This is a genomic window from Chloroflexota bacterium, from assembly GCA_020850535.1.
GTDB lineage: Bacteria > Chloroflexota > UBA6077 > UBA6077 > JACCZL01 > JADZEM01.
In genome coordinates this window covers 1-21,248 of sequence record JADZEM010000130.1, presented here as the reverse complement: position 1 = coordinate 21,248, position 21,248 = coordinate 1, and the positions used below count along the sequence as shown (strand labels likewise).

Annotated in this window: 17 protein-coding genes, 2 tRNA genes and 1 pseudogene; 7 read left to right on the top strand and 13 right to left on the bottom strand. The window is 68.1% G+C overall.

What is annotated here, in order from left to right; all coding sequences use genetic code 11:
* Window positions 1-368: 368 nt before the first annotated feature.
* From IT306_18970 to IT306_18955, 4 genes are all read left to right on the top strand, one after another.
* A complete protein-coding gene (locus IT306_18970; GenBank protein MCC7370511.1) occupies window positions 369-2,165 on the top strand; it encodes an ABC transporter substrate-binding protein in 1,797 nt (598 codons plus the stop codon).
* 146 nt (window positions 2,166-2,311) lie between these two features.
* Window positions 2,312-3,253 carry an ABC transporter permease gene (locus IT306_18965; protein MCC7370510.1) on the top strand — a complete coding sequence of 314 codons (942 nt, stop codon included), beginning with the start codon at window positions 2,312-2,314 and terminating at the stop codon, window positions 3,251-3,253.
* Window positions 3,253-4,173 carry an ABC transporter permease gene (locus IT306_18960; protein ID MCC7370509.1) on the top strand — a complete coding sequence of 307 codons (921 nt, stop codon included), beginning with the start codon at window positions 3,253-3,255 and terminating at the stop codon, window positions 4,171-4,173. Before IT306_18965 ends, IT306_18960 begins: the two co-directional genes overlap by 1 nt.
* 136 nt (window positions 4,174-4,309) lie before the next feature.
* Complete coding sequence (locus IT306_18955) at window positions 4,310-5,737, top strand: class II fumarate hydratase (protein MCC7370508.1); 1,428 nt, start codon at window positions 4,310-4,312, stop codon at window positions 5,735-5,737.
* 134 nt (window positions 5,738-5,871) lie between these two features.
* On the opposite strand, the gene IT306_18950 is transcribed toward IT306_18955, so the two are convergent.
* From IT306_18950 to IT306_18925, 6 genes are all read right to left on the bottom strand, one after another.
* A complete protein-coding gene (locus IT306_18950) occupies window positions 5,872-6,285 on the bottom strand; it encodes a CBS domain-containing protein (GenBank protein ID MCC7370507.1) in 414 nt (137 codons plus the stop codon).
* Between the two features lie 2,177 nt (window positions 6,286-8,462).
* Window positions 8,463-8,539, bottom strand: a tRNA-Arg gene (locus IT306_18945).
* 37 nt (window positions 8,540-8,576) lie between these two features.
* Window positions 8,577-8,652: transfer RNA gene (locus tag IT306_18940), tRNA-His, on the bottom strand.
* A gap of 332 nt (window positions 8,653-8,984) precedes the next feature.
* Window positions 8,985-9,899, bottom strand: a complete 915-nt coding sequence (locus IT306_18935; protein ID MCC7370506.1) for an NYN domain-containing protein — start codon at window positions 9,897-9,899, stop codon at window positions 8,985-8,987.
* A 90-nt stretch (window positions 9,900-9,989) separates the two neighbouring features.
* Entirely contained in the window at window positions 9,990-10,709 is a 720-nt protein-coding gene (locus IT306_18930; GenBank protein ID MCC7370505.1) for a Crp/Fnr family transcriptional regulator, read from the bottom strand.
* A gap of 112 nt (window positions 10,710-10,821) precedes the next feature.
* A complete protein-coding gene (locus IT306_18925; GenBank protein ID MCC7370504.1) occupies window positions 10,822-11,838 on the bottom strand; it encodes an NAD(P)-dependent glycerol-3-phosphate dehydrogenase in 1,017 nt (338 codons plus the stop codon).
* Between the two features lie 220 nt (window positions 11,839-12,058).
* Between IT306_18925 and plsY the strand changes: the two genes are divergently transcribed.
* The gene (gene plsY / locus IT306_18920) at window positions 12,059-12,688 is read left to right on the top strand and encodes a glycerol-3-phosphate 1-O-acyltransferase PlsY (protein ID MCC7370503.1); all 630 of its coding nucleotides are present in this window, start codon (window positions 12,059-12,061) and stop codon (window positions 12,686-12,688) included.
* Between the two features lie 116 nt (window positions 12,689-12,804).
* Here the strand turns inward: plsY and IT306_18915 are convergent, their stop codons facing one another.
* From IT306_18915 to ribD, 4 genes and pseudogenes are all read right to left on the bottom strand, one after another.
* The gene (locus tag IT306_18915) at window positions 12,805-13,275 is read right to left on the bottom strand and encodes a 6,7-dimethyl-8-ribityllumazine synthase (protein MCC7370502.1); all 471 of its coding nucleotides are present in this window, start codon (window positions 13,273-13,275) and stop codon (window positions 12,805-12,807) included.
* Between the two features lie 2 nt (window positions 13,276-13,277).
* Complete coding sequence (locus IT306_18910) at window positions 13,278-14,561, bottom strand: bifunctional 3,4-dihydroxy-2-butanone-4-phosphate synthase/GTP cyclohydrolase II (GenBank protein ID MCC7370501.1); 1,284 nt, start codon at window positions 14,559-14,561, stop codon at window positions 13,278-13,280.
* A gap of 16 nt (window positions 14,562-14,577) precedes the next feature.
* The gene (locus IT306_18905) at window positions 14,578-15,192 is read right to left on the bottom strand and encodes a riboflavin synthase (protein ID MCC7370500.1); all 615 of its coding nucleotides are present in this window, start codon (window positions 15,190-15,192) and stop codon (window positions 14,578-14,580) included.
* 536 nt (window positions 15,193-15,728) lie between these two features.
* A pseudogene (gene ribD, locus IT306_18900) lies at window positions 15,729-16,196 on the bottom strand (bifunctional diaminohydroxyphosphoribosylaminopyrimidine deaminase/5-amino-6-(5-phosphoribosylamino)uracil reductase RibD).
* A 176-nt stretch (window positions 16,197-16,372) separates the two neighbouring features.
* On the opposite strand from ribD, the gene IT306_18895 reads away from it, so the two are divergent.
* Window positions 16,373-16,687 (top strand): Lrp/AsnC ligand binding domain-containing protein, encoded by a 315-nt coding sequence (locus tag IT306_18895; GenBank protein MCC7370499.1) that lies wholly within the window; start codon window positions 16,373-16,375, stop codon window positions 16,685-16,687.
* 104 nt (window positions 16,688-16,791) lie between these two features.
* Window positions 16,792-17,856, top strand: coding sequence for a M23 family metallopeptidase (locus tag IT306_18890; GenBank protein ID MCC7370498.1), 1,065 nt, complete (start codon window positions 16,792-16,794; stop codon window positions 17,854-17,856).
* 69 nt (window positions 17,857-17,925) lie between these two features.
* On the opposite strand, the gene IT306_18885 is transcribed toward IT306_18890, so the two are convergent.
* Genes IT306_18885 through IT306_18875 form a run of 3 tightly spaced genes read right to left on the bottom strand, consistent with a single transcriptional unit; the run spans window position 17,926 to window position 20,787 of the window.
* Window positions 17,926-19,707: a hypothetical protein gene (locus IT306_18885; GenBank protein MCC7370497.1), complete on the bottom strand. Its 1,782-nt coding sequence runs from the start codon at window positions 19,705-19,707 to the stop codon at window positions 17,926-17,928.
* Between the two features lies 1 nt (window position 19,708).
* Window positions 19,709-20,209: a pilus assembly protein gene (locus IT306_18880; GenBank protein MCC7370496.1), complete on the bottom strand. Its 501-nt coding sequence runs from the start codon at window positions 20,207-20,209 to the stop codon at window positions 19,709-19,711.
* A complete protein-coding gene (locus IT306_18875) occupies window positions 20,206-20,787 on the bottom strand; it encodes a hypothetical protein (protein ID MCC7370495.1) in 582 nt (193 codons plus the stop codon). The genes IT306_18880 and IT306_18875 overlap by 4 nt, the downstream gene beginning before the upstream one ends.
* Window positions 20,788-21,248 lie beyond the last annotated feature (461 nt).

The window sequence follows — 21,248 nt, the reverse complement described above, 5'->3', positions numbered from 1 at the left end:
TCGGGTCCGTGTGCCCGTCATTGTGCGTCCTGCCCGTGTCGGTTCACCAAGTGAAACGTCCGTGGCATCGGCACTATTCCCCGAAAAAATACGCTGAAGATTGTGCACCCGTAACGTTTGAGCGGGTTGCCACTCGGTTGCGTTCGACCGGGATACTTGCTATATCAGCGTCGTGCCGTCGGTGGTCCGGGGGCATTGTCGTTGTCAGGCCTGAGTGCCCCCGTTGCGTCGATCGGCTCCGTTGCCTCGTGCGGGTGGGCGCGCTGGTCCGTTCCGTACAGCCCACGGCGGCTGTGCGATTCGTCCGGCTGTCGTCGCTTGCTGCCGGGTCGCCTGGGCGGCCCTACCCCGACGAGAGGTCAACATCTATGCCACACGCGCATCGCTCCACGCCGCAGGGCGGATCGCTGGTCAGCCGCCGGTGCTTCATCGGACTGTTTGTTGGCGCATCGACCGCCGCCCTGGCCGCAGCCTGCCAGAGCGCACCGGCCGCCCAGCCGACGGCCAAGCCGGCCGCCGAGACGGCCAAGCCGGCCGTCGCGACCCAGGTTCCGCCGACGGCGGTCCCGGCCGCTGGCGCCAGCCCGGCCGCGAGTCCGGCTGCCAGCCCGGCGGCCGCGGCCAGCCCGGTGGCGGCCGCGAGTCCTTCGCCGTCGCCGGCCGCCGCGTCGAGCGCCGCGCCCGCGCCGGCCGTTGCCGCCAGCGGCGCGAAGAAGGTCTACAAGCTGGCCGTGCTCGGGGATATCGCCACGATGGACCCGGCCATCATGAACCAGCAGGTGGACTTCCAGATCGCCGAGACGATCTTCAACCTGATCGGCCGGTATCCGTACGATCCGCCGCTGGGCAACGCCATCACGCCGGAGCTGGCCGAGGGCTGGGAAGTGCAGGACGGCGCGCGCACCTGGATCTTCCACCTCCGCAAGGGCGTCAAGTTCCACAAAGGCTACGGCGACCTGACGGCAGAGGACGTGAAGTACAACTGGGAGCGGATCAAGGATCCAAAGACGGCCTCGCCGTTCCGTGCCGAGTTCAGCGGCACCACCATCGACGTGCTCGATCCGTACACCATCAAGGTGGCGTTCGACCGGCCGGTGCCGTCGTTTGTGTCGGCGTCGCTCGGGTTCCGACCGGGCTTCGTGATCTCCCCGAAGGCGCACCAGGAGCTTGGCGACCGCTGGAAGACCGGCCCGGTTGGCTCGGGGCCGTTCATCTGGAACAACTATCAGGCCGGCACCAGCCTCTCGCTGGTCAGGAACCCCGACTACTGGGGGCCGAAGCCGAAGATCGACGAGATCCTCTACCGCTTCAAGGTGGACGACCGCGCCGCGATGCTGGCCGTCGCCAAGGGCGAGCTTGACGCGTACTACCTGTCCGACCCGGACCTGATGGCCCAGGCGGCGAAGAACCCGGACCCGAACACCGTCTTCCTCAAGTCGAACCTCGGGCAATCGCCGTTCATGTTCTGGTTCAACATGGCCCGCAAGCCGTTCGACGACGTGCGGGTGCGCCAGGCGTTGCGCTACGCCATCGACAACGAGGCCATCGCGCGCGACCTGTTCGGCGGGCTGGCCCAGCCGATTCACAGCTACCTGCCGCCGTTCAGCTTCGGCTACACCGAGGACGTGCCGCGCTTTGAGTACAACCCGGACAAGGCCAAGCAGCTGCTCAAGGAGGCGAACGTCCCGGCCAACTGGTCGTTCAACCTCCTGAGCTACTCGGCGCTGCTGATCTGCCGCCGCGTCACCGAGGCCGTCGCCTCGTACTGGAACGACATCGGCGTCAAGGTCACGCCCGAGCTGGCCGAGAACGCCGTGGTGGCCCAGAAGACCGGCCCGCGCGACTTCGACGTGTGGGGCACGTACATCGGCCGGATCGATCCGGACCAGTTCACCACCCCGTACTTCCTGTCCTCGTCGCCGTCGAACTTCTCGGGGTACAAGGACGCCGACGACCTCATCACCGTCACCCGGACCGAGCCAGACCCGGCGAAGCGGGCGCAGGCGTACGGCGACTTGCAGCGGAAGCTCTCGCAGGACTCGCCGGCCGCGTTCATCATCGCCTGCTCGGAAGGCATCCTGGCCAACAAGAAGGTCACCGGCCTGACCGGCGCTGGCTGGCAGGAGCGGCACCCCTGGTGGGATATCGACGTGCCGGCCGTCTGAGCGATCCCCAAAATCATGGTGAAACACTCACGCCCTCCGCTCTGCTTGCATCACCCATCAAGCGGCGTGCCGGCCTCGGTGCGGGCACGCCGTGCCATCCGTTGTCCCGCCGGATCTGCGGGGCCGGCTACCAGTGAGGTGGCGGCATGACGTTTGTGCTGAGCCGCCTGGTGCGGGCGGTGCTGACCGTCTTCGGGGCGCTGACGCTGGTCTTCCTGAGCCTGCGTCTGACCCCTGGCGACCCCGTCGAGATCATGCTGGGCGACTACCGCACCCCGGAGCTGGTGGCGATCCTGCGCGCCCAGTACGGGCTCGACCGACCGCTGCCCGTGCAGTATCTCGTCTTCGTGAAGAACACTCTGACCGGCGACTTCGGCATGTCGCTGGCGAAGCGCCAGGATGTCAGCGTCATCATCGGGGCAGCGTGGCCGTACACGGTGGCGCTGGCGCTGGCCTCGATGGTGGTCACCTGCATCATCGGCATCCCGCTCGGGACCATCGCCGCGCTCAAGCGGAACACCTGGGCCGACTTCTCGGCTATGGTGATCTCCCTGCTCGGGGTGGCGATGCCGGGCTTCCTGATGGCCCTGCTGATGATCTACCTGTTTGCCTACTGGCTCGGCTGGTTCCCGGTCCAGGGGGCCGGCGAAGGGCGAGGCGTCGCCATCCTGGGCTACTACCTCGTCCTGCCGTCGGTGGCGCTCGGGTTCCAGTCGGCCGCGCTGGTGGCTCGCACGACGCGCGCCTCGCTGCTGGCCGTGCTGGACGAGGACTACATGCGAACGGCCCGCGCGAAGGGCCTGTCCGAGGCCGTGATTCTTCAGGTCCATGCGTACCGCAACGCGCTCGTCCCGATCCTCGCCGTCCTCGGCCTGTTCTTTGGACAATTGCTCGGCGGCGCCGCCGTGGCCGAGATCGTGTTCGGGCGGCCGGGCCTGGGCAAGCTGCTGGTCGACTCGATTCTCTCGCGTGACTATCCGCTCTCGCAGGCGCTCATCAGCGTCTTCCTGATGGGCGTGATCCTGGTCAACTTCGTGACGGACACCCTCTACGGGCTGGCCGATCCGCGCATTCGGCGAGGCACCTGATGGCAGCGACCTCTGAACGCTCCGCGACGGTCTCCCCAGCGGCAGCAGCGGCGGCGCCGGCCCGGCTCGGGCCGCCGCGTACGTTCTGGCGAGACACGGCCAGACGGTTCCGCCGCCGCACCTCCGCCATGATCGGGCTGGCGCTCGTGGGCCTCTTCCTGGTGGCAACGCTCATCGGGCTGTTCGGGACGCCGGCCACCACCAACCGCAGCAACCTCGGGCAGCGGCTGCGCGCCCCCAGCCTGACGCAGCCCTTCGGCACGGACGGCTTCGGCCGCGATGTGCTGTTCCGGGTGCTCCAGGGCGCGCCGCTCGCCCTGGCCGTCGGCGTCGTCTCGGTGGCCATCGGCAGCGTGCTGGGCTGCGCGCAGGGCCTGATCGCCGGCTACTACCGTGGCAAGGTCGGCGCGGCGATCATGGGCTTCACGGACGCCATGCTGGCCTTCCCGACGCTGCTGCTGGCGCTGTCGGTGGTGGCGACGCTCGGCTCGGGCCTGAGCAACGTCATGATCGCCGTCGGCATCTCCACGATGCCGCGCTTCACCCGCATGATGGAAGCCGAGGTGCTCTCCATCGGCAGCCGCGACTTTGTGCTGGCGTCGCGGGCCATCGGCGCGGACACGCGGCGCATCCTCCTGCGGCACATCCTGCCGAACGCGCTGTCGTCGGTGCTGGTGATGGCGACGCTGTACATCTCGACGGCGATCCTGGCCGAGGCGACCTTGAGCTTCCTGGGGCTGGGGCCGCCGCCGCCGACGCCCACCTGGGGCTCGATGATCAACGACGGCAGCTCGGTGCTGGAGACGGCGCCCTGGGTGGCGCTCTTCCCCGGGCTGGCGATCACCCTGACGGTGCTCGGGTTCAGCCTCGTGGGAGACGGTGTGCGCGACGCCCTCGACGCCCGCCTCCGAGACCGGTAAGGCCATCGTGCAGCGGGACGGGTGAGGCACGCCCGTTCCGCGCTACACTCCTTCCATACCTGATGAGCGAACGATCCCCGTGCAATGGGCCGCGGATGCCGTTGCGCGAGGGGCAGCTAGTACGGGAGGAATCGTGATGGCCGGTGGTCCTGTCCGGCGCACTGAGCGCGACACGATGGGCGAACTGGAAGTACCAGATGGCGCCTACTACGGCGCGAGCACGATGCGCGCCGTCAAGAACTTTCCAGCGAGCGGCCTGAAGCCCCCGAGCCGCTTTGTCAGCGCACTGGCGCTGATCAAGCTGGCGGCAGCGAAAGTGAACGCCGATCTCGGCCTGCTCGACCGGGGGCTGGCCGACGCCATCGTCACGGCGGCAACCGAGATCGTTGATGGCAAGCTCGACGGGCAGATCGTCGTCGACGTGCTGTTCCAGACCGGCTCGGGCACCTCGACCAACATGAACGCCAACGAGGTGATCGCGAACCGGGCCATCGAGCTGCTCGGCGGGCAGATCGGCTCGCGCAAGCCGGTCCACCCGAACGACCACGTCAATATCTGCCAGTCCTCGAATGACGTGATCCCGAGCGCGATCCAGCTTGCCGCGCTGGTCGCCATCAAGGAAGACCTGATCCCGGCGCTGGAGCGTCTTCAGGCCGCGCTGCTGAAGCAGTCCGACGAGCTGATGCCGGTCATCAAGACCGGCCGCACGCACCTGCAGGACGCCACGCCGGTGCGTCTGGGGCAGGAGTTCCTGGGGTACGCCGGGCAGGCTGAGCGGGCGATCCGCCGCCTGAAGCACGCGCAGGAGGAGCTGGGCGATCTGCCGCTCGGCGGCACGGCGGTTGGCACGGGCATCAACGCCCACCCCGAGTTCTCGGCCCGCGCCTGCAAGGTCCTGTCGGAGCTGTCGGGCGTCGAGGTCTGGGAGACGACCAACCATTTCCAGGCGCAGAACACGCTCGACGCGGTCCTGGAGACGAGCGGCGTCCTGCGGACCACCGCCATCAGCCTGATCAAGATCGCCAATGACATCCGCTGGATGGCGTCTGGCCCCCGCGCCGGCTTCGCCGAGCTGGATCTGCCGGCTCTGCAGCCGGGCAGCTCGATCATGCCGGGCAAGGTCAACCCGGTGATCGCCGAGGCGGTCTGTCAGGTGGTCGGCCAGGTCGTCGGCAACGACCAGACGGTCGCGATCAGCGCGCTGCAGGGCAGCAACTTCGAGCTGAACGTGATGATGCCGGTCGCCTGCTACAACGTCCTGCAGTCTATCGAGCTGCTGGCGCACGCCGCCGACAACTTCGCGACGAACTGCATCGAGGGGCTGACGGCGACGACCAACGGACCGTCGATGGTCGAGCGGGGCCTGATGATCTGCACCGCCCTGGCGCCTGAGGTCGGGTATGACGCGGCGGCGTCCATCGCCAAGGAGGCCTACGCCTCCGGCCGCACGATCCGCGAGGTGGCGCGCGACAAGACCTCGCTCTCGGAGAGCGACCTCGACCGGCTGCTGGACCCGTCCGGGATGACCGAGCCAGGGCTGACGGGCGGCCCCGGCGGCGGCTGATTCGAGGGGACGGGGTGCAGGGGTGGACGACCTGCCGCTGTACCCCATCCCCAGGGCGACTCCGCGTTTCGTAGTGTTGCGGGAACATCAACGACCATGCAATCGCCCTGCCTGTCCCGTCTGACCTGTAGCTGCTAGCGTTCCGGCTTCGACGGCGCGGAGATCTCCTCCAGCGCCTTGCCCGACAGGTCGCGGTCGTTCACATCCACGGCCAGATCGCCCAGCGAGACGACGCCGACGAGGCTGTGCCGCTCGTCCACGATCGGCAGCCGCCGGATGCGATGCTCGCGCATGATCCGGGCGGCCTCCTCCACCGGGTCATCCTCGGTGGCCCAGGCCACGCCGCTGGACATAATGTCGCGGACCGGCGTCAGGTGCGGGTCGTGCCCGTCCGCCGCCGAGCGAATCGCGATATCGCGGTCGGTGACCATGCCGATCAGGCGCGAGCCGTCGCAGACGGGCAGTCCGCCCACGTCGAGCTGGCGCATCAGGGCGGCAGCGTCCGCCACCGTGGCGTTCGGGTGGATGGTGCGCGGGCGGCGCGTCATCACGTCGGCGATGCGGGCCGACCGTGCCGTGTGTGCCCCTCGCCGCGCGAGATAGATCGCCAGCCCGCTGACGGCGATCAGCGCCCCGGAGAGCGCCGCCTCGGTTGGCACGGACCACTGCGACGGCCGGTTCCAGTTCTCGGGCATCTCCATCTGCGTCACGGAGTCCTGGAGCCGCCGCATGCCGGTGCTCACGGAGTCGGATGTCGCCGCGCCCGCCATCGGCAGCCACGTCGCGAGATCCGTGAGGCCGCGATCCAGCATGTCGGCCAACTGCTCTGACGCCGTTGCTGCCTGCCGGACCGACCGTGTTGGCGTCTCCTTCTCGGGCCACGCGTAATAGGCCGCCAGCGGCACGACCGTCGCCGCGAGGCCGCCCCACCAGGCAGGGTTCCGATCCCGTGCGAAGTCGGCGGCGACGCCTGCCCAGGCGTTGGCGGCGTCCGCGAAGCGCTCCATCCGCGACTTGCGGCGCAGCTTCTGCCGCAGCAGATAGGCGGCTGCCGCCAGCCCGCCGACGGCCAGTCCGCTGAGCGTCATCGTGGTGGCGGTCCAGCGACTCTCCGGCTCGTGGTACTCGTCCGGATACATCGGCGTGATGCGTGGATCGGTCGGGGCCGTCGCGGCGTGTGGAATGGTTGTCGCGCGTGGCCGGGCGGCGTCGGCGGTCGAGCTTGAGACGTCCGAGGCCGAGGTCGCCGAGCCGACTGAAGACGCGGTCGGCCCCACGCCTGCCATGGTCGCGCCCACAGTGGTCGCGCCCACAGTGGTCGCGCCCACAGTGGTCGCGCCCACAGTGGTCGCGCCCACGGATGGCCTCGTCGGGTCGGCGGATGACGTCGTCGGGACGGTGGACGGTGTGGCCGGCGTCGACAGGGGCGATGACGTGCTCGTGTGGGCTGGCGTCGTGCTCGTGGTGCGTGGCGGCTCGACGAAGTGGGGGACGTCGTCGTTCGCCGAGGCCTGCGCGTCAAGCATCTGGGACAGGAAGACATCGTTGCCTTCCGTCCGCGCGATCAACGCAAACGGCACCTCGAAGGCGTTGAAGCCGGCCGGCCGCCCGTCGATCACCAGCATCTCACGGGCGGTGTCCACGTCCGTGACGTTGCCGATGGCCCGCTCGACGACGTCGTGCACGGACCAGCCTTTCTCGATCTGCCGGACGCTGGCGCGGGCGTTGCTCGTCCCGCGCCCCGTCGACGTTCGCTGATTCTGCGGTGGCATCTGTGAACCTCCAACAGCGCTCGAATCCCCTCATGCGCGCGTGCGGTCCTCGGGTTCGAGGGGTTCGAGCGGGGATGCTGGAGAGGTGCGGTTGCAGGGTTCATGCCGAGGGACGATTTTCGGCGGGGCCGGGTGCATCTGCCGAGCTTGTGCGCTCCGGCCCGGCCGCCGGACAGCACAAAGCCCGGGAGGGACAGCCCCCGGGCCTTGTGTCGATGTCTTGAGAATCTGGGTGCCAGGCCGGCGGTGGCCGGCCCGGCGGATCTAGTCGTCCGGATCGTTCTCCGGTTGGTTCGACAGATCCTCGCTGATGTCGCCGCCCTCGTCGACGTAGCTGTCTTCGTACATGTCCATCCTCCCCCAGAAGTGTTGTCATGCGTTTCGGTCAGTGTCAGTGGCGGAAAGCTCGCCCTGCGCGGGCTGGCGTCCTCGCCACATCGACACTGTACCACCCCCTGAAGCGCCGCTCTGTCAGCATCCGAACGGCCCGGATGTCGGGGCTGACACACCCGACAGGCCTGCTGGCGGCCTAGTCGTCCGGATCGTTGATCGACTGGTTGGAGAGCTGATCGCCGTCGAGGTCGGTCTCAGGCTCGAGGGTGATGAAGGTGTCGTCGTGCAGTTCGCGGGTCATCGTGTTGCTCCGTGCTTTCGTCTGTGCGGCTCGGGCGCGATGCCCTGACCGTTCACTTGTTGGTCTCGCCGGTGGTCTCCGCCGCTACTCCGACGCCGTCGCCTGATCGGGACGACGGCGCTCGGGTGGCGAGGACGCTGGCGCCGTTTCTCGGTGGTGTGCGCGCACCTACTCTGACTACGGCCGGCGGTTCTGGGCCGGTCGTCATTTTCGGCGGGCGCTGGCCGAACTGTCGGCAGGATGACATCTGGCCACGGGGCAGAACGCAAACGGCGCTCGCCTCGTCAGGCTTGACGAATGGCGAGCGCCGAGAGGCTGGTGGCACGCCCGGAGGGATTCGAACCCCCGACCCCGTGGTCCGAAGCCACGTGCTCTAGTCCACTGAGCTACGGGCGCGTGAGCAGTACACCGAGTGGGAGCAGCAATGGCTGCTTGGGGTGAGCGAAGGGATTCGAACCCTCGATCTCCAGGGCCACAACCTGGCGCGTTAACCGCTACGCTACGCCCACCATGAGCCGGCACCGTGTTTCCACGGCTCCGATGCCCTGCAAGTGTAGCCGCCGGCTGGCGTCGGCGGCAACATCGTGGCCGACGCGGACAGGGCGATCGCATGTTGATGTCGTCGTGCCGCCGCGTCGGGGCTTGAAAGCCCCGCCTACACGCATGCAGTCGCTGCGCGACGCGCCAGTCGCACCAGTGCCTGCCGTTCCCGGCGTCCGTCGCGCAGCGACGGTGTGACTGTAGGCGGGGACTTCAGTCCCCGACCGCCCGTTCCATGATGCTCCGGGGACACCAATGAACAGGCAATCGCCCTGCCGACGCGGAGGTCAGCCGGAGACGGTCAGTCGCGCAGGTCTGGCGGCCAGGGGTGCGCCCCGAGGACGCGCGGCATCGGCCGCTCGAACGCCAGTCCGGGCACGTCATCCTCGTCGTCAAGGTCATCGTCATCGTCCTCGGGCGCCATCGGCTCGCCGCCCGGTTCGAGCAGCATTTTGCCGATGATCCGCTCGACGATGGGATGGTCGCGCCGCAACCGCGTGGTGGTCAGCGTCTTGCCGCGCGAGCTGGTCTCAAGCTGCTTGTAGAGGATGCCCTGCCGGATGAACTCGAGGATCTTGCCGTCGATCTGCTCGCTCGGGAGGAGGCCAACCTCCAGCCGCTGCTTGAGCCACGCGATGAGGTTGCCCTGCGTAGGCAGGAAGCCGCCGTACAGGCTGCGCTCGTACTCCTCGATCCGCGCGATCAGCGCAGCGTCAACCTCCGGCGAGGAGACGACTTCGGAGACTTCGAGCGGGTCTTCCTCGCCGGCCGCGATGACGAGGTCGCGGCTGGTCGTCTCGGGCACACCGCAGATGACGACCCGCTTGCCAAGTCGATTCCGCAGCATCGCCACGACGCGGATAAAGTCGCCATCGCCGGTGAAGAAGAGAAACGTGTCGATGTTCGGGCGGCCGAGGGCGGTATCGACAATGTCGATGACCATGTGCAAGTCCGCGATGCTGCGGATGCGCTCGGTGCCGTCTCGGTCGCGATAGCGCTTGACCGGGTAGTGCTCGGCCTCGAAGCCTGCGACGTTGAGCCGCTGACGAAGCTGGGGCGGATGCTGCTCGTAGTCAGCGTAGGCCCGCGCAATGCCGATCAGCCCATACGCCCGCGCCTTATCGCGCCATGCGAGAGGATCCGGCTCCTGATGCCACCGGTTAAGCATCGAATAGCGGATGTTCTCCAGGTCGACAAATGCGGCGACTTCGTTCATAGCCTGCCCTCATCAGCGTTACGGCTGGAATTGTAGCAGCCGGTGCTTTCGCCCGGTCTGAATGCTTTGCGTGCGGTGATGCGCGACGTGCTAGTCAGCGAGGCGCCGGAGTCGTTCCTCTTGACGCAAAATGAGCGTGCGGCCATCGATATCGATCCAGCCGAGACGACGGAAACGTTGCAGCAGTTGATTGACTGTGGGCCGGGAGCCGCCAACCATCGACGCCAGCTCGGACTGGGTGAGGCGCAGGGTGACCCGCACCGCGCCGTCTGGCAGCTGCTGGCCGTAGGTACGTCCGAGGTCAACCAGCGTCTTGGCGAGCCGCGCGGGCAGGGTCAGGAAGGTGGCATCGCCAAGCTGTGCATCGGCCTGGCGCAGTCGCCGCGCCAGCACCCGCAGGCAGAAGACCGCCGCTTCTGGCCGCGCCCGGAGATACGAGAGGAAGTCGCCACGGTGCAGCACCAGCAGATCGGTCGGCTCGCCGGCGACGGCGGTGGCTGAGCGCGGCTCCTGGTCGATGGCGGCCAGCTCACCGAAGAACTCGCCCGGCTCGAAGCGGGCGATGGTCAGCTCCTGGCCGTCCTCCGAGCGGAGGAAGAGGCGCACCGCCCCCCGTGCGACCAGATACAGCCCCTCGCCGATGTCATGCTGGTGAAAGATTGCCTCGCCGCTGCTGTAGTGGCGCAGCCGAATGCGCGCCGCGATCTCGCCGAAGTACGGCTCCGGCACGGTGGCGAACAGGGGGACGTCACGGAGCGCGCGAGCGACCCGTTCCGGCTCGTTCGTTCTTGAGAGGTGCTGGCTCGTCACCCGTAGCGCTCCTCGAGCTTCGCCGCGAGATGCGACAAGCGTACCAACGGATGGCACAGTACAAACGTTGCAGCGTGAACGGTTTCGGCAGTCAGTGTGGACGATGCTGCCCTCATGGTACGCCACCCCAGCCTTCGGCGGTCGGATCTCGGGCCATCAGCTCGGCCATCGCGGCGCGCGGGTCGCGTCCCTCGAACAACACGGCGTTTGCCTGCTCGACAATCGGCATGCTGACGCCGTAGCGCCGGGCCAGGGCCAGGGCCGCCCGGGTGGCCGGAACACCCTCCACCACCTGGGCTGATTGCGCCAGTACGGCCTCAAGCGGCATCCCCTTCCCGATCGACTCCCCGGCGCGGCGGTTGCGGCTGTGGCGGCTCGTGCAGGTGGCGACGAGGTCGCCCACCCCGGCCAGGCCGGCCACGGTCTCCGCTCGCCCGCCCGCCGCCACGACCAGCCGCCCGATCTCGGCGAGGCTCCGCGTCATCAGGGCCGCGCGGCCGTTGTCGCCGCCGCCCAGCCCGTCCCCGACGCCGGTCGCCAGCGCCACGACATTCTTGAGCGCGCCGCACAGCTCCACCCCGACGACGTCGGTGTTGGTGTAGATGCGGAATGCCTGGCTGGTCAAGATGGCCTGGAGCGACTCGGCAGCCGCACGGTCGGCGCACGCGACAACGGCGGCCGTCGGGATGCCGCGCCCGACCTCCTCGGCGTGGGTGGGGCCGGAGAGCGCGGCGACCCGGCCACGGTGGGCCGGCCGCAGCTCGCTCTCGACCACCTGGGAGAGTCGCAGCAGGCTGTCCCGCTCCAGCCCCTTCGTACCGTGGACGACCTGGGCGGCGTCTGGCAGCAGCGGCCCGAGCCGATGTGCAAGCTCCCGCAGCCCGGCCGAGATCGGGACCAGCACGGCGGCGTCGCAGCCCGCCACCGCCTCAGCCAGGTCGGCGGTCGGCAAAATGCCGTCCGGCAGCGGCACGCCCGGGAGATACGTCTCGTTCAGGCGGCTGGAAGCCAGCAGCGCGGCCTGCTCCGGCCGACGCGCCCAGAGGCTGACCCGGTGTCCGTTGCGCGCCAGCACGATGGCGAGCGCCGTGCCCCACCCGCCGGCGTTGAGGACTGCTACCGTCGCCACCTGCTCCACCCTCCGGATACCTGGCCCGTGCCCAGCATACGCGCATCGTTATACGCGCATCGTTCCGAAGCCGAGACGCCACCGGGGTGCGCCCGCCCCCATCGTTATAATGGCGGACGGTCGGGGGGAGCGGGATCAATCCGGCCGGTTGGCTCCGTCAGGGGCGGCCGGCGGAACGCGAGGGGACCTGGATATGTCCGTGGACGGCGTGGCGCTCCAGATGGTCATCGGAGCCGTCGTCGGTTACCTCCTGGGAATGATCCCAACAGGCGCCATCGTGGGGCGGTGCCTCGGCGTCGATCTGACAAAGGTTGGCAGCAAGCGTATCGGCATGACCAACGCTCTGCGGACGTTGGGCATCCGTTGGGCGATTGTCGTGCTCCTCGGCGATATTCTCAAGGGCACGCTGGCGGTCTTGATTGTCGGGTGGGTGGTCGGCGGCCGTCCCTGGGGAGATGTGAGCTGGGCACAGGTCATGGCGGCAGCATTCGCCGTCCTCGGACACACGTTCTCGCCGCTGCTCGGCTTCAAGGGCGGGCGCGGCATCGTGACGGGCGGCGGCGGGCTGCTGGTGCTCTCACCTGAGGCGTTCGCCATCGCTCTCGTCTGCGGCGTTGCGATGGTCGTCCTGACGCGCTACATGTCGCTTGGCTCGCTGGTTGGCACGGCTGTCTCGGGTGCAACCGTGATCGTCCAGGCCCTGTTCTTCGACGGACCCACGCCGTACCTGCTCTACGGCACGGCGCTGCCGGCCTTTCTCTTCTGGGCGCACCGCGACAACATCCAGCGGCTGCTGAGCGGCACCGAGCGCAAGCTCTCGCGCGGCAGCCGCGACAAGCTGCCGACGTAGACGAAGGCGACACGCCCACGGCCTGGCCCTGTCGCTCCGCGCGCTGGCCCCGGTACCGGAGCGACTTCCCGCTCCCGCCCAGGGATCCGGGCTGCGCGTGAGGGACTCCCGGAGCGCTACTCCGGGATCTTCTTCAGGAGCGACGCCATCTCGATGGCTGCGACGGCAGCCTCATAGCCGTTGTTGCCGGCCTTGAGGCCTGAGCGGTTGAGCGCCTGCTCCACCGTGTCCGTCGTCAGGACGCCGAAGATCGTCGGGACGCCCGTATCCAGCCCGACGCGCGCGACGCCCGACGTGACCGATCCGGCGACGTGGTCGTAGTGGTCCGTCTCGCCACGGATCACCGCGCCGATGCAGATCACCGCGTCGTAGCGGCCGGTCTGCGCCAGCCGCTTCGCCACCAGCGGGATCTCGAACGATCCGGGAACATGGGCGATCTCGATGTCGTTGTCGGCCACGCCATGCCGGCGCAGCGCCTCTTCAGCGCCGGCCAGCAGGTAGTTCGTGACAATCGAGTTGAACCGCGCGACGACCACCGCGATCTTCAGGCCGTGTCCGTCGAGGTCGCCTTCCAGCGTCTGCGCCATCCTCACTCCTCAACCGAGACGGGCTGGCGCCGGCTGTCGCCCTCCGCCCCGGGCGCAACGTCGAGATCGAGCAAGTGCCCCATCTTCGTCTGCTTGGTCTCCAGGTAGCGTCGGTTCACATCGTTCGGGCTGGTGACCACCGGCACCCGCTCCGCCACCTCCAGGCCGAAGCCCTGGATGCCGGCCCGTTTGCTCGGGTTGTTGGTCAGCAGGCGGATCCGCCGCAGCCCCAGATCGACGAGGATCTGCGCGCCGATGCCGTAATCGCGCGGGTCCGGCGGGAACCCCAGGTGGAGGTTCGCCTCGACGGTGTCCAGGCCTTCGTCTTCCTGGAGGCGGTAGGCGCGCAGCTTGTTGACGATGCCGATGCCGCGCCCTTCGTGGTGCCGCATGTACACGACGACGCCCCGGCCTTCCTCGCCGATCATCTGGAGCGAGCGCTTCAACTGATCGCCGCAGTCACAGCGCTGCGAGCCGAACACGTCGCCCGTCAGGCACTCGGAGTGCATCCGCACGAGCGGAGGCGGGTCGCCGGTCAGGTCGCCTTTGACGAGCGCCAGGTGATGCTGGCTGGTCACCACCGACTCGAAGGCGATGCAGCTGAACGTCCCGAACTCGGTGGGCACCTCGGCGTCGGCCACACGATGGACGAGGTTCTCGGTGCGGCGGCGGTACTCCACCAGCTGCGCCACCGTGAACATCTTGATCCTGTGTTCCTTCGCGAACTGGATCAGGTCCGGCAGGCGGGCCATCGTGCCGTCGGCGTTCATGACCTCGCAGATCACGGCGGCGGGGTACAGGCCAGCCAGCTTCGAGAGGTCAACCGAGGCCTCGGTGTGGCCCGCACGGCGCAAGACGCCACCTTCGGTGTACCGCAGCGGGAACAGGTGGCCCGGCCGCACGATATCGTTGGCGGTGGATCTCGCGTCGATCAGCGCCTGGACCGTCAGATACCGGTCGTAGGCCGAGATGCCCGTCGAGACGCCCTTGCGCGCGTCCACCGAGACGGTGAAGGCCGTCTCCATGCTGACACTGTTCCGGGCGACCATCAGCGGGATCTCAAGCTGGTCGAGCCGCTCCTGGAGCATCGGCATGCAGACGAGGCCGCGCCCGTGGAACGCCATGAAGTTGATGACTTCCGGCGTGGCGAACTGCGCCGCGATGGCGATGTCGCCCTCGTTCTCACGGTCCTCGTCGTCCACGATCAGGACCATCCGGCCCCGCCGAAACTCCTCAATCGCTTCGGGGACCGAGCAGAAGGACGCGTCGTGCTGCGACCCGTTCATGATAGGTCCGCCGGCCTCATGACCGGGATCCGTCGCGCTCAACTCGACCCTCCAACAGGCTCTCGACGTACTTGGCGAAGACGTCGACTTCAAGATTGACGGTACTGCCGACGCCCTTGCTCGGCAGCGTGATCTTGCTCTGGGTGTAGGCGACGAGCGCGATGCCGAATCGACCGTCCACTTTGTCGGTGATGGTCAGGCTCACGCCGTCTAGACAAATGTACCCCTTCTTTACGATGTACGGCATCAACTCGTCGGGCGCGGTGAACCAGACGCGCAGCGAGTCGCCGTCTGGTTGCATCTCGACGACTTGTCCAACGCCGTCGACATGACCCTGGACGTAGTGCCCACCGAGCCGCCCGCCGACCAGCAGCGAGCGCTCCAGGTTGACGCGGTCGCCGACCTTCCGCTCGCCAAGGTTGGTCTTGATGAGCGTCTCGGGTGACAGCCCGATCCAGAAGCCTTCGGGGTCGAGGTCGATGATGGTGAGGCAAGTGCCGTCCACGCAGACGCTGTCGCCAAGGGCGAGGCCCTGGCGCGCCTCAACGCTGGCAACCGACAGGCGCGTACCGTCGGGCGACTGGACCAGCTCGCGCACAGTGCCCATCTCTTCGACAAGGCCGGTAAACATCGATCAGGCTCCCATTCGTCGCGCCCGGGGACGGGCGCAGGCCGCGGCGGAGGGTAGAAGGGGGGCGCAACGCGGCGCGACCGACGGGGCGCTCACGAAGCAGCACCGTTGACCAGCGGCGATCCACTGGAATGGGGATAGCCGGTCACCATGACGGTGTCGCCGAGCCGCTCCGTCGAGACCGCCAGGAGCGCGCCCCGGTCCGAGCACGTGCCGGCGAGCGCAGCAGGCTGGCCGGCCGACGCGATCGGCACGTCGGCCTGTGCCAACGACCCGGCCGCCCGGCGGCCGAAGGCCGGCGTCAGAAACACGATCAGGCGGTCGAGCAGCCCGTGCTCCAGGAGGCTGTCAAGCTCGGCCGGCGCGGCCTCGACGTTCAGGCTGATGACGCCGTCCGCGGCTACGCCAGCAAGGTCAGGATCGCCAGCCAGGAGCGTGAGCGGATCGGTGGAGGTGCGCGCTGCCTGCTGCCGAATCGTTGCAAGCTCGCTGAACGCTGCCGCGCCGAGGGTGGCCTCGTCGAGTGGCTGCGACGTGCCGTCCAGCGCCAGCGCGTAGATACCGGTCACCAGCGGCCGGCCGTGCTGGAGCCAGGTCAGGTACGCTTCGTTCAGGCGGCGGGCGTCCTGTTCGTGCGCCCCGACCTGGACGCTGATGCCGGCCCGTTCGAGCACAGCGTTGCCGCCGCCGTCAACCCAGGGGCTTGGATCGAGCATCGCGACGTGCGCCCGCGCGATGCCGGCCTCGACCAGCGCGTCCGCGCAGGGGGGCGTCCTGCCGTAGTGGGCGCACGGCTCCAGGGTCACGTAGAGCGTGCTGCCGGCGGCGCGCGGCCCAGCGGCACGCAACGCGACGATCTCGGCATGGGCCTGGCCGGCTGGCTGCGTGGCCCCTTCGCCAACGACCTCACCGTCGCGGACGAGCACCGCCCCAACGGCCGGGTTGGGACTGCACCGACCGAGCGCGCGGGAGGCTAGCTGAAGCGCCCGCGCCATGTACTCCATGCTGTTGCCGCCCAGTGTTTCGAGAACCCTCAGGCGCCGTCGACTGGCGTTTGATCCTGGCCTCGAAGCAGATGCTAGCACCCGCTCCAGGGCCATCACAATGCGGCCGGGTACGGTCCATTCCGGCGAACATGGGCGGCAGCGTCGGGATCTGGCCTCGTGCTACAATCGGCCCGATGATCGCTGCCGTTGTCCTGATCACTACCGAGCGCGGACGCATCGCCGAGACGGCCGAAGCCCTCCTGCAACTGCCAGAGGTGTCAGAGGTCTACTCGGTGGCCGGCGCGTACGATCTCGTCGCGATAGTTCGCGTGCGTGAGTACGAGCAGATGGCCGAGGTTGTCCCGACACGGCTTGCGGGGCTGTCTACGATCACCAGTACTACCACGCTGATGGCCTTCCAGTGCTATTCCCGGCGTGACCTGGAGCGCATGTGGGGTATCGGCCTCGACGACGAGTCGACGCTGGGCGAGACGGCCAGCGAGGGCTAACGCTCCCGCTCATCCTGCTGGCCAGTCTGTTCCTCGTTCTGATCGTCGCCGGCGGCGCCTGGTGGACGGGTGCTGCTGCCTACTCCTGGTGGTGGTTGACGAACGTGACCCCGCCGACGGTCGTGCTGGAAGGGCCAACCGGGCCGGTTCGGGCAACCGTCCCCGTGCGGGTGCGCATCGAGCCGGCCGGCCGGGCTGTGCCCGTTGAGGTCCGCGTCAACGACCGCGCCCTGCCGGTACCGGACGGCGAGCAACTGGTGGTCGACACGACCGCGCTGCCCGACGGTCAGCAGCAGCTCGTGATGGTGGCCGAAGACCGCTCCTGGCGCAAGAACCGCACGACGGCCTCGGTGTCGTTGCAGACGGACAACACGCCGCCCGCGCTCACCGTCGATTCGCAGCCCCGCCAGGTGCTCCAGGGCCACACCTGGCTCGTACGCATCCGCACCAACGAGCCGGCCTCTGTCGATGCCCACCTCGGGGAGCATGAGCTGCCGATCCAGGTCGGCAACGGCTTCGGCTGGTCCATCGTCGGGTTCTCGCCGACCGCCGACACGACGACGGTTCCGGTCCGCATCGACGGGCGCGACCAGGCCGGCAACGAGACGCACGTCTCTGAGCCGGTCCAGGTGGCTGCCGAGCAGTTCCCGCGTGAGAACGTCGACGTACCGGCCTCGCTGGCCGAGCTGCTGGGCGGTGAGGTCCGCGCCGAGGAGGACCGCCGCCTCGCCGAGTATTACAAGCCCGTCAGCCCGGAGAAGCTCTGGGAGGGCCGTTTCCTGATCCCCGTCGCCGGCCCGATCATCACCGAGTTTGCCACGATCCGCTCGTTCAACGGCGGGCCGGTGGTGGGGCCGCACCAGGGGGCGGACATCGGCGCGCCGACAGGGCGGCCAGTCGTGGCGCCAGCCAGAGGCCGCGTCTACAAGGTCGAGCAGGTTCGGCTGCGCGGCAACATGGTCATCCTCGATCACGGCCTGGGGGTCTACACGACCTACGCCCACCTCTCCGCTGTCGATGTGAAGGTAGGGGACATGGTCCAGCGGGGACAGGCGTTCGGGAAGGTCGGGAGCACCGGCCTCTCGACGGGGCCGCACCTGCACTGGGAGCTGTGGGTTGGCGGCGCGAACGTCAACCCACTGGAATGGACCGAGCGCGACATCCCGTAGCGACGCACAGCAGCGAGGCAGCCGAGTTGAGGTCGGCTGCCTCGCTGCGGATTGTCACGCGTGGGCGGTCTACTGCAGCTTGCCGCGGGTGATGGCGCCGGCGACGACTCTGAAGAGCTGTGGCAACGACTCCCCCTCAGATTTTGCGATGGGGAAGTAGTGGTCGCAGGTGCCAGGGCTGGACGAGGCGATGGAGTTCAGGATCTCATCCACCCCTGGGCTCACCGAGTTTGAGGCGTACGAGAAGGTGTTCAGGCCCGGCGCCGGCAGCAGTGCTCCGGTTGCGCCCGGGCACGGGTGAGTGTTCGCTGCGACCGTACCAGTGGCAGCCGCCCGGCTGCGGCACCAGCTCGTCTGACCGGCGGACGTGCTGTACGGGGTGCAGAAGAACCCGACCACGAAGATCTCGACATTATCCTCAGGGGTTGCAATGTTTCCATCTGGTCCGGCCTTCAGCGCGTTCGCCTTGGCGATGGCATCGGCGTCCCAGGTGGTCACGTTGAGCGTACTCGGGATGTCCACGCCCGATGAGACGTTGAAGGGGCTCTGGCTGAAGCCGTCCGTCATGATGACCAGCACCTTACGGGCGAGGCCTGCGCCGCCATTGCCGTTCCGGCCGCCGTTGGCATCGCTCCAGGCGTAGTACGTGCCGTTGCTGACCACGTCGATAGCCGCCGGCAGGCGCGTTCCTGTTGCGCCGCTCCAGTTGTAACTGGTGCTGTTGTTGTTCTGGAGCCCGGTCGCGGCGACGGGCGTCCCCGCGATGACCGGTACCTGCGAGATCGGATAGGCCCACGACTGCAGCGGGCAGGCGTAGCCCGACATGCCGGTCGGGCACGTCCCTGCGCCAGAGTTGTCGGCGATCTTGTTCAGCGTCGCGACGTTCTGGGTCAGGTTGGTGACGACGGTCGAATCGTCGGTGCAGGGAGCGACGTACTCGCTGCGGGTGTTGAACGCGCCGGTGTTTGGCGGGCCGATGCCGAAGTCGATGTTGGTATCGCCGTCTGCGCCGAAGTTGACGTCGGGAAGCGGCGTTGGGGTGGACGTCGGCGCAGGGGTCGGGGTCCGGGTCGGCGTGGCCGTGGAACCGGGCCGAGGTGTCGGCGTGCGGGTTGCGCCGGGGTTGGGCGTCGGTGTGCGGGTCGGGGTGGGGGTCAGCGTTGGCGTCAGCGTCGGCGCGACGCCGCGTCGCCAGGAGCATTTGACGCCGGCCCACCGTGCAATGCCAAGCTGGGTGCTGCGCGGGTTGGTGGCATCGATCTTCATCTGGCTGATGAACGCCTTCGTCGCGGCCTGGAGGTTGGTCAGGTCCGAGCCGCCCATGTCCATCGACTTGCTGAGGTCGAGGCTCAGCATCACGTCGATCATGTTGCCGGCGGCTGCGGCCGTCGCCCCCTGCCTCAGCGTGGTGGACTGAATCCCGATGACGCGCCAGAAGTAGGTGCTCTTCACGACGACGGCGTTGATGCGGAGGGTGTCGTTGTGGCCGCCCGCCTCCGACGCCGAGAACTCGTAGTCGAACGTGGCGCCATTCTGACCGCTGGTGTAGCCGTTGAGTGTCAGGTAGGCTGCCGCCGCAGCCTCGCCATCGGCATTCCGCAGCGTCGCGGTGCTGCCAGACGATGTGACGAGCGCGCGCGCGCCAGCGAGGGCGGCCGCGTCCAGCGCGTGCTGGAGCTTCGAGCTTTCGACTACGGCCAGGCTGAAGTCAACGCCGGCGCCTGCCAGCCCCATCAACGACGCCAGCAGCAGCGCCATGTACACGGCGACCTGCCCTGGCCCGCGTCGTACCGACCAGACGGCCCAGGGATGTCGCCAACGCGAGACGTGATCGATCAGTCGCTTTCGCATGTCAAGTTGGCTCCACCTGCATGACGATGGTGTAGTTCGGCAGCGACGTAGGCATCCGGATGACCATGCTGCCAAACCCAAAGCTGGTCGGCAGGAACATGTGCGACGCGATGTTGTACGAAGAGGTGACGGACAACTGCGTTCCGCCAGTGCGGCCCGAGCACTTTCCACTGGTGAGCGCCGTACACGTGGGTGAGACTGTCATCGTGAGGGCAGCGGCGTTGAGGGCAGCGGGAAGGCGACCTTGCACCGTGGCAAGGTTGGTCGAATCGATGACGTGCGGATGGACGGCGATCCATCGAGCGGCGTCGCGCGTGGTATTGATCACGTTGATGTAGGCGATAAACACGACCGCGAACTGCACGCAAGCCAGCCCGAAGAAGGCGATCAACGGCAGGAACACCGCCATCTCGACGAGGGACTGGCCACGCTGTGCACGTCGGCACAGCCGCCAGCGGCGACCGAAGCTGAAGTGTGAGCGGAGTGAATGTCGTCGGATCATTCGAGCAGCACCGTGTAGGCGATGGCCGGCATCGTGCTGGGAAGCCGGAACTGGAGTGGGGCGACTCCTATAGTTGTCGGCAGAAACATCACATGCGATAGGTTCGCGGTCACCGACACGGTGACCGCGTCGCCGCTGGAGCGTGACGCGCATTTCCCGCCGGTCAGCGACGCGCACGAGGGGCTGACCGTCACCGACGTGATGCCGCCGTTGCTCACCCCTGGCAGATTCGCCGCGAACGCCGTGGCCTGGGTTGAAACGGCGGAATCGATCGTGTCGATCCGGACGGCGAGCCAGCGCGATGTCTGCCGGGCTACGTGTGCTGCACTGATCGCCTGTGCAACAACCATCGACAACTGGAGCACCACGACAACCGTGACCACCGACAGCAGCGTGGTGATCGCCGTCTCGACGAGGGCCTGCCCGGAGCGGTGCGAGCGCAGGTGGGGGCGCCCGATCCGGGCAACCAGCCCCCGGATCTGAAGTCCCGCCCAACCCCTCGCAGCCGCCTGCACCCGTTGCCGCATATTCGCTCCGAAGAAGAGTGTCCAGTCAAGTAAACGCGAATCAGTGGTCAAGAGTGCCGATTCGGGGCTCCGTCAGATGGGGGATTGCTCGGCCACCCCACGCCGCGCCGATCCAACCCATGCCGGGCGTCCTCGCTGCGCCCCCGTGCGACCGTCGGCGCGCCCGCTGCACAGCGCCGTGCTGCCCATTCCTGCCCCCGTACCATAGCGCAAGGTCGTGGCAAATGTGCGGTCTTCTAAGTAACATGGACGCAAGAATGCGCCATGCGTACCATGCCAACCCTGGGGATCGCATGTTGATGTCGTCGTGCGGCGGCGTCGGGGCTTGAAAGCCCCGCCTACGATCCTGCAGTCGCTGCGCGACGCCCCGGTCGCACCAGTGCCTGCCGTTCCCGACGGCCGTCGCGCAGCGACGGTGTGACTGTAGGCGGGGACTTCAGTCCCCGACCGCCCGTTCCATGATGCTTCGGGGACACCAATGAACATGCAATCGCCCTGATGCTGCTACCAGT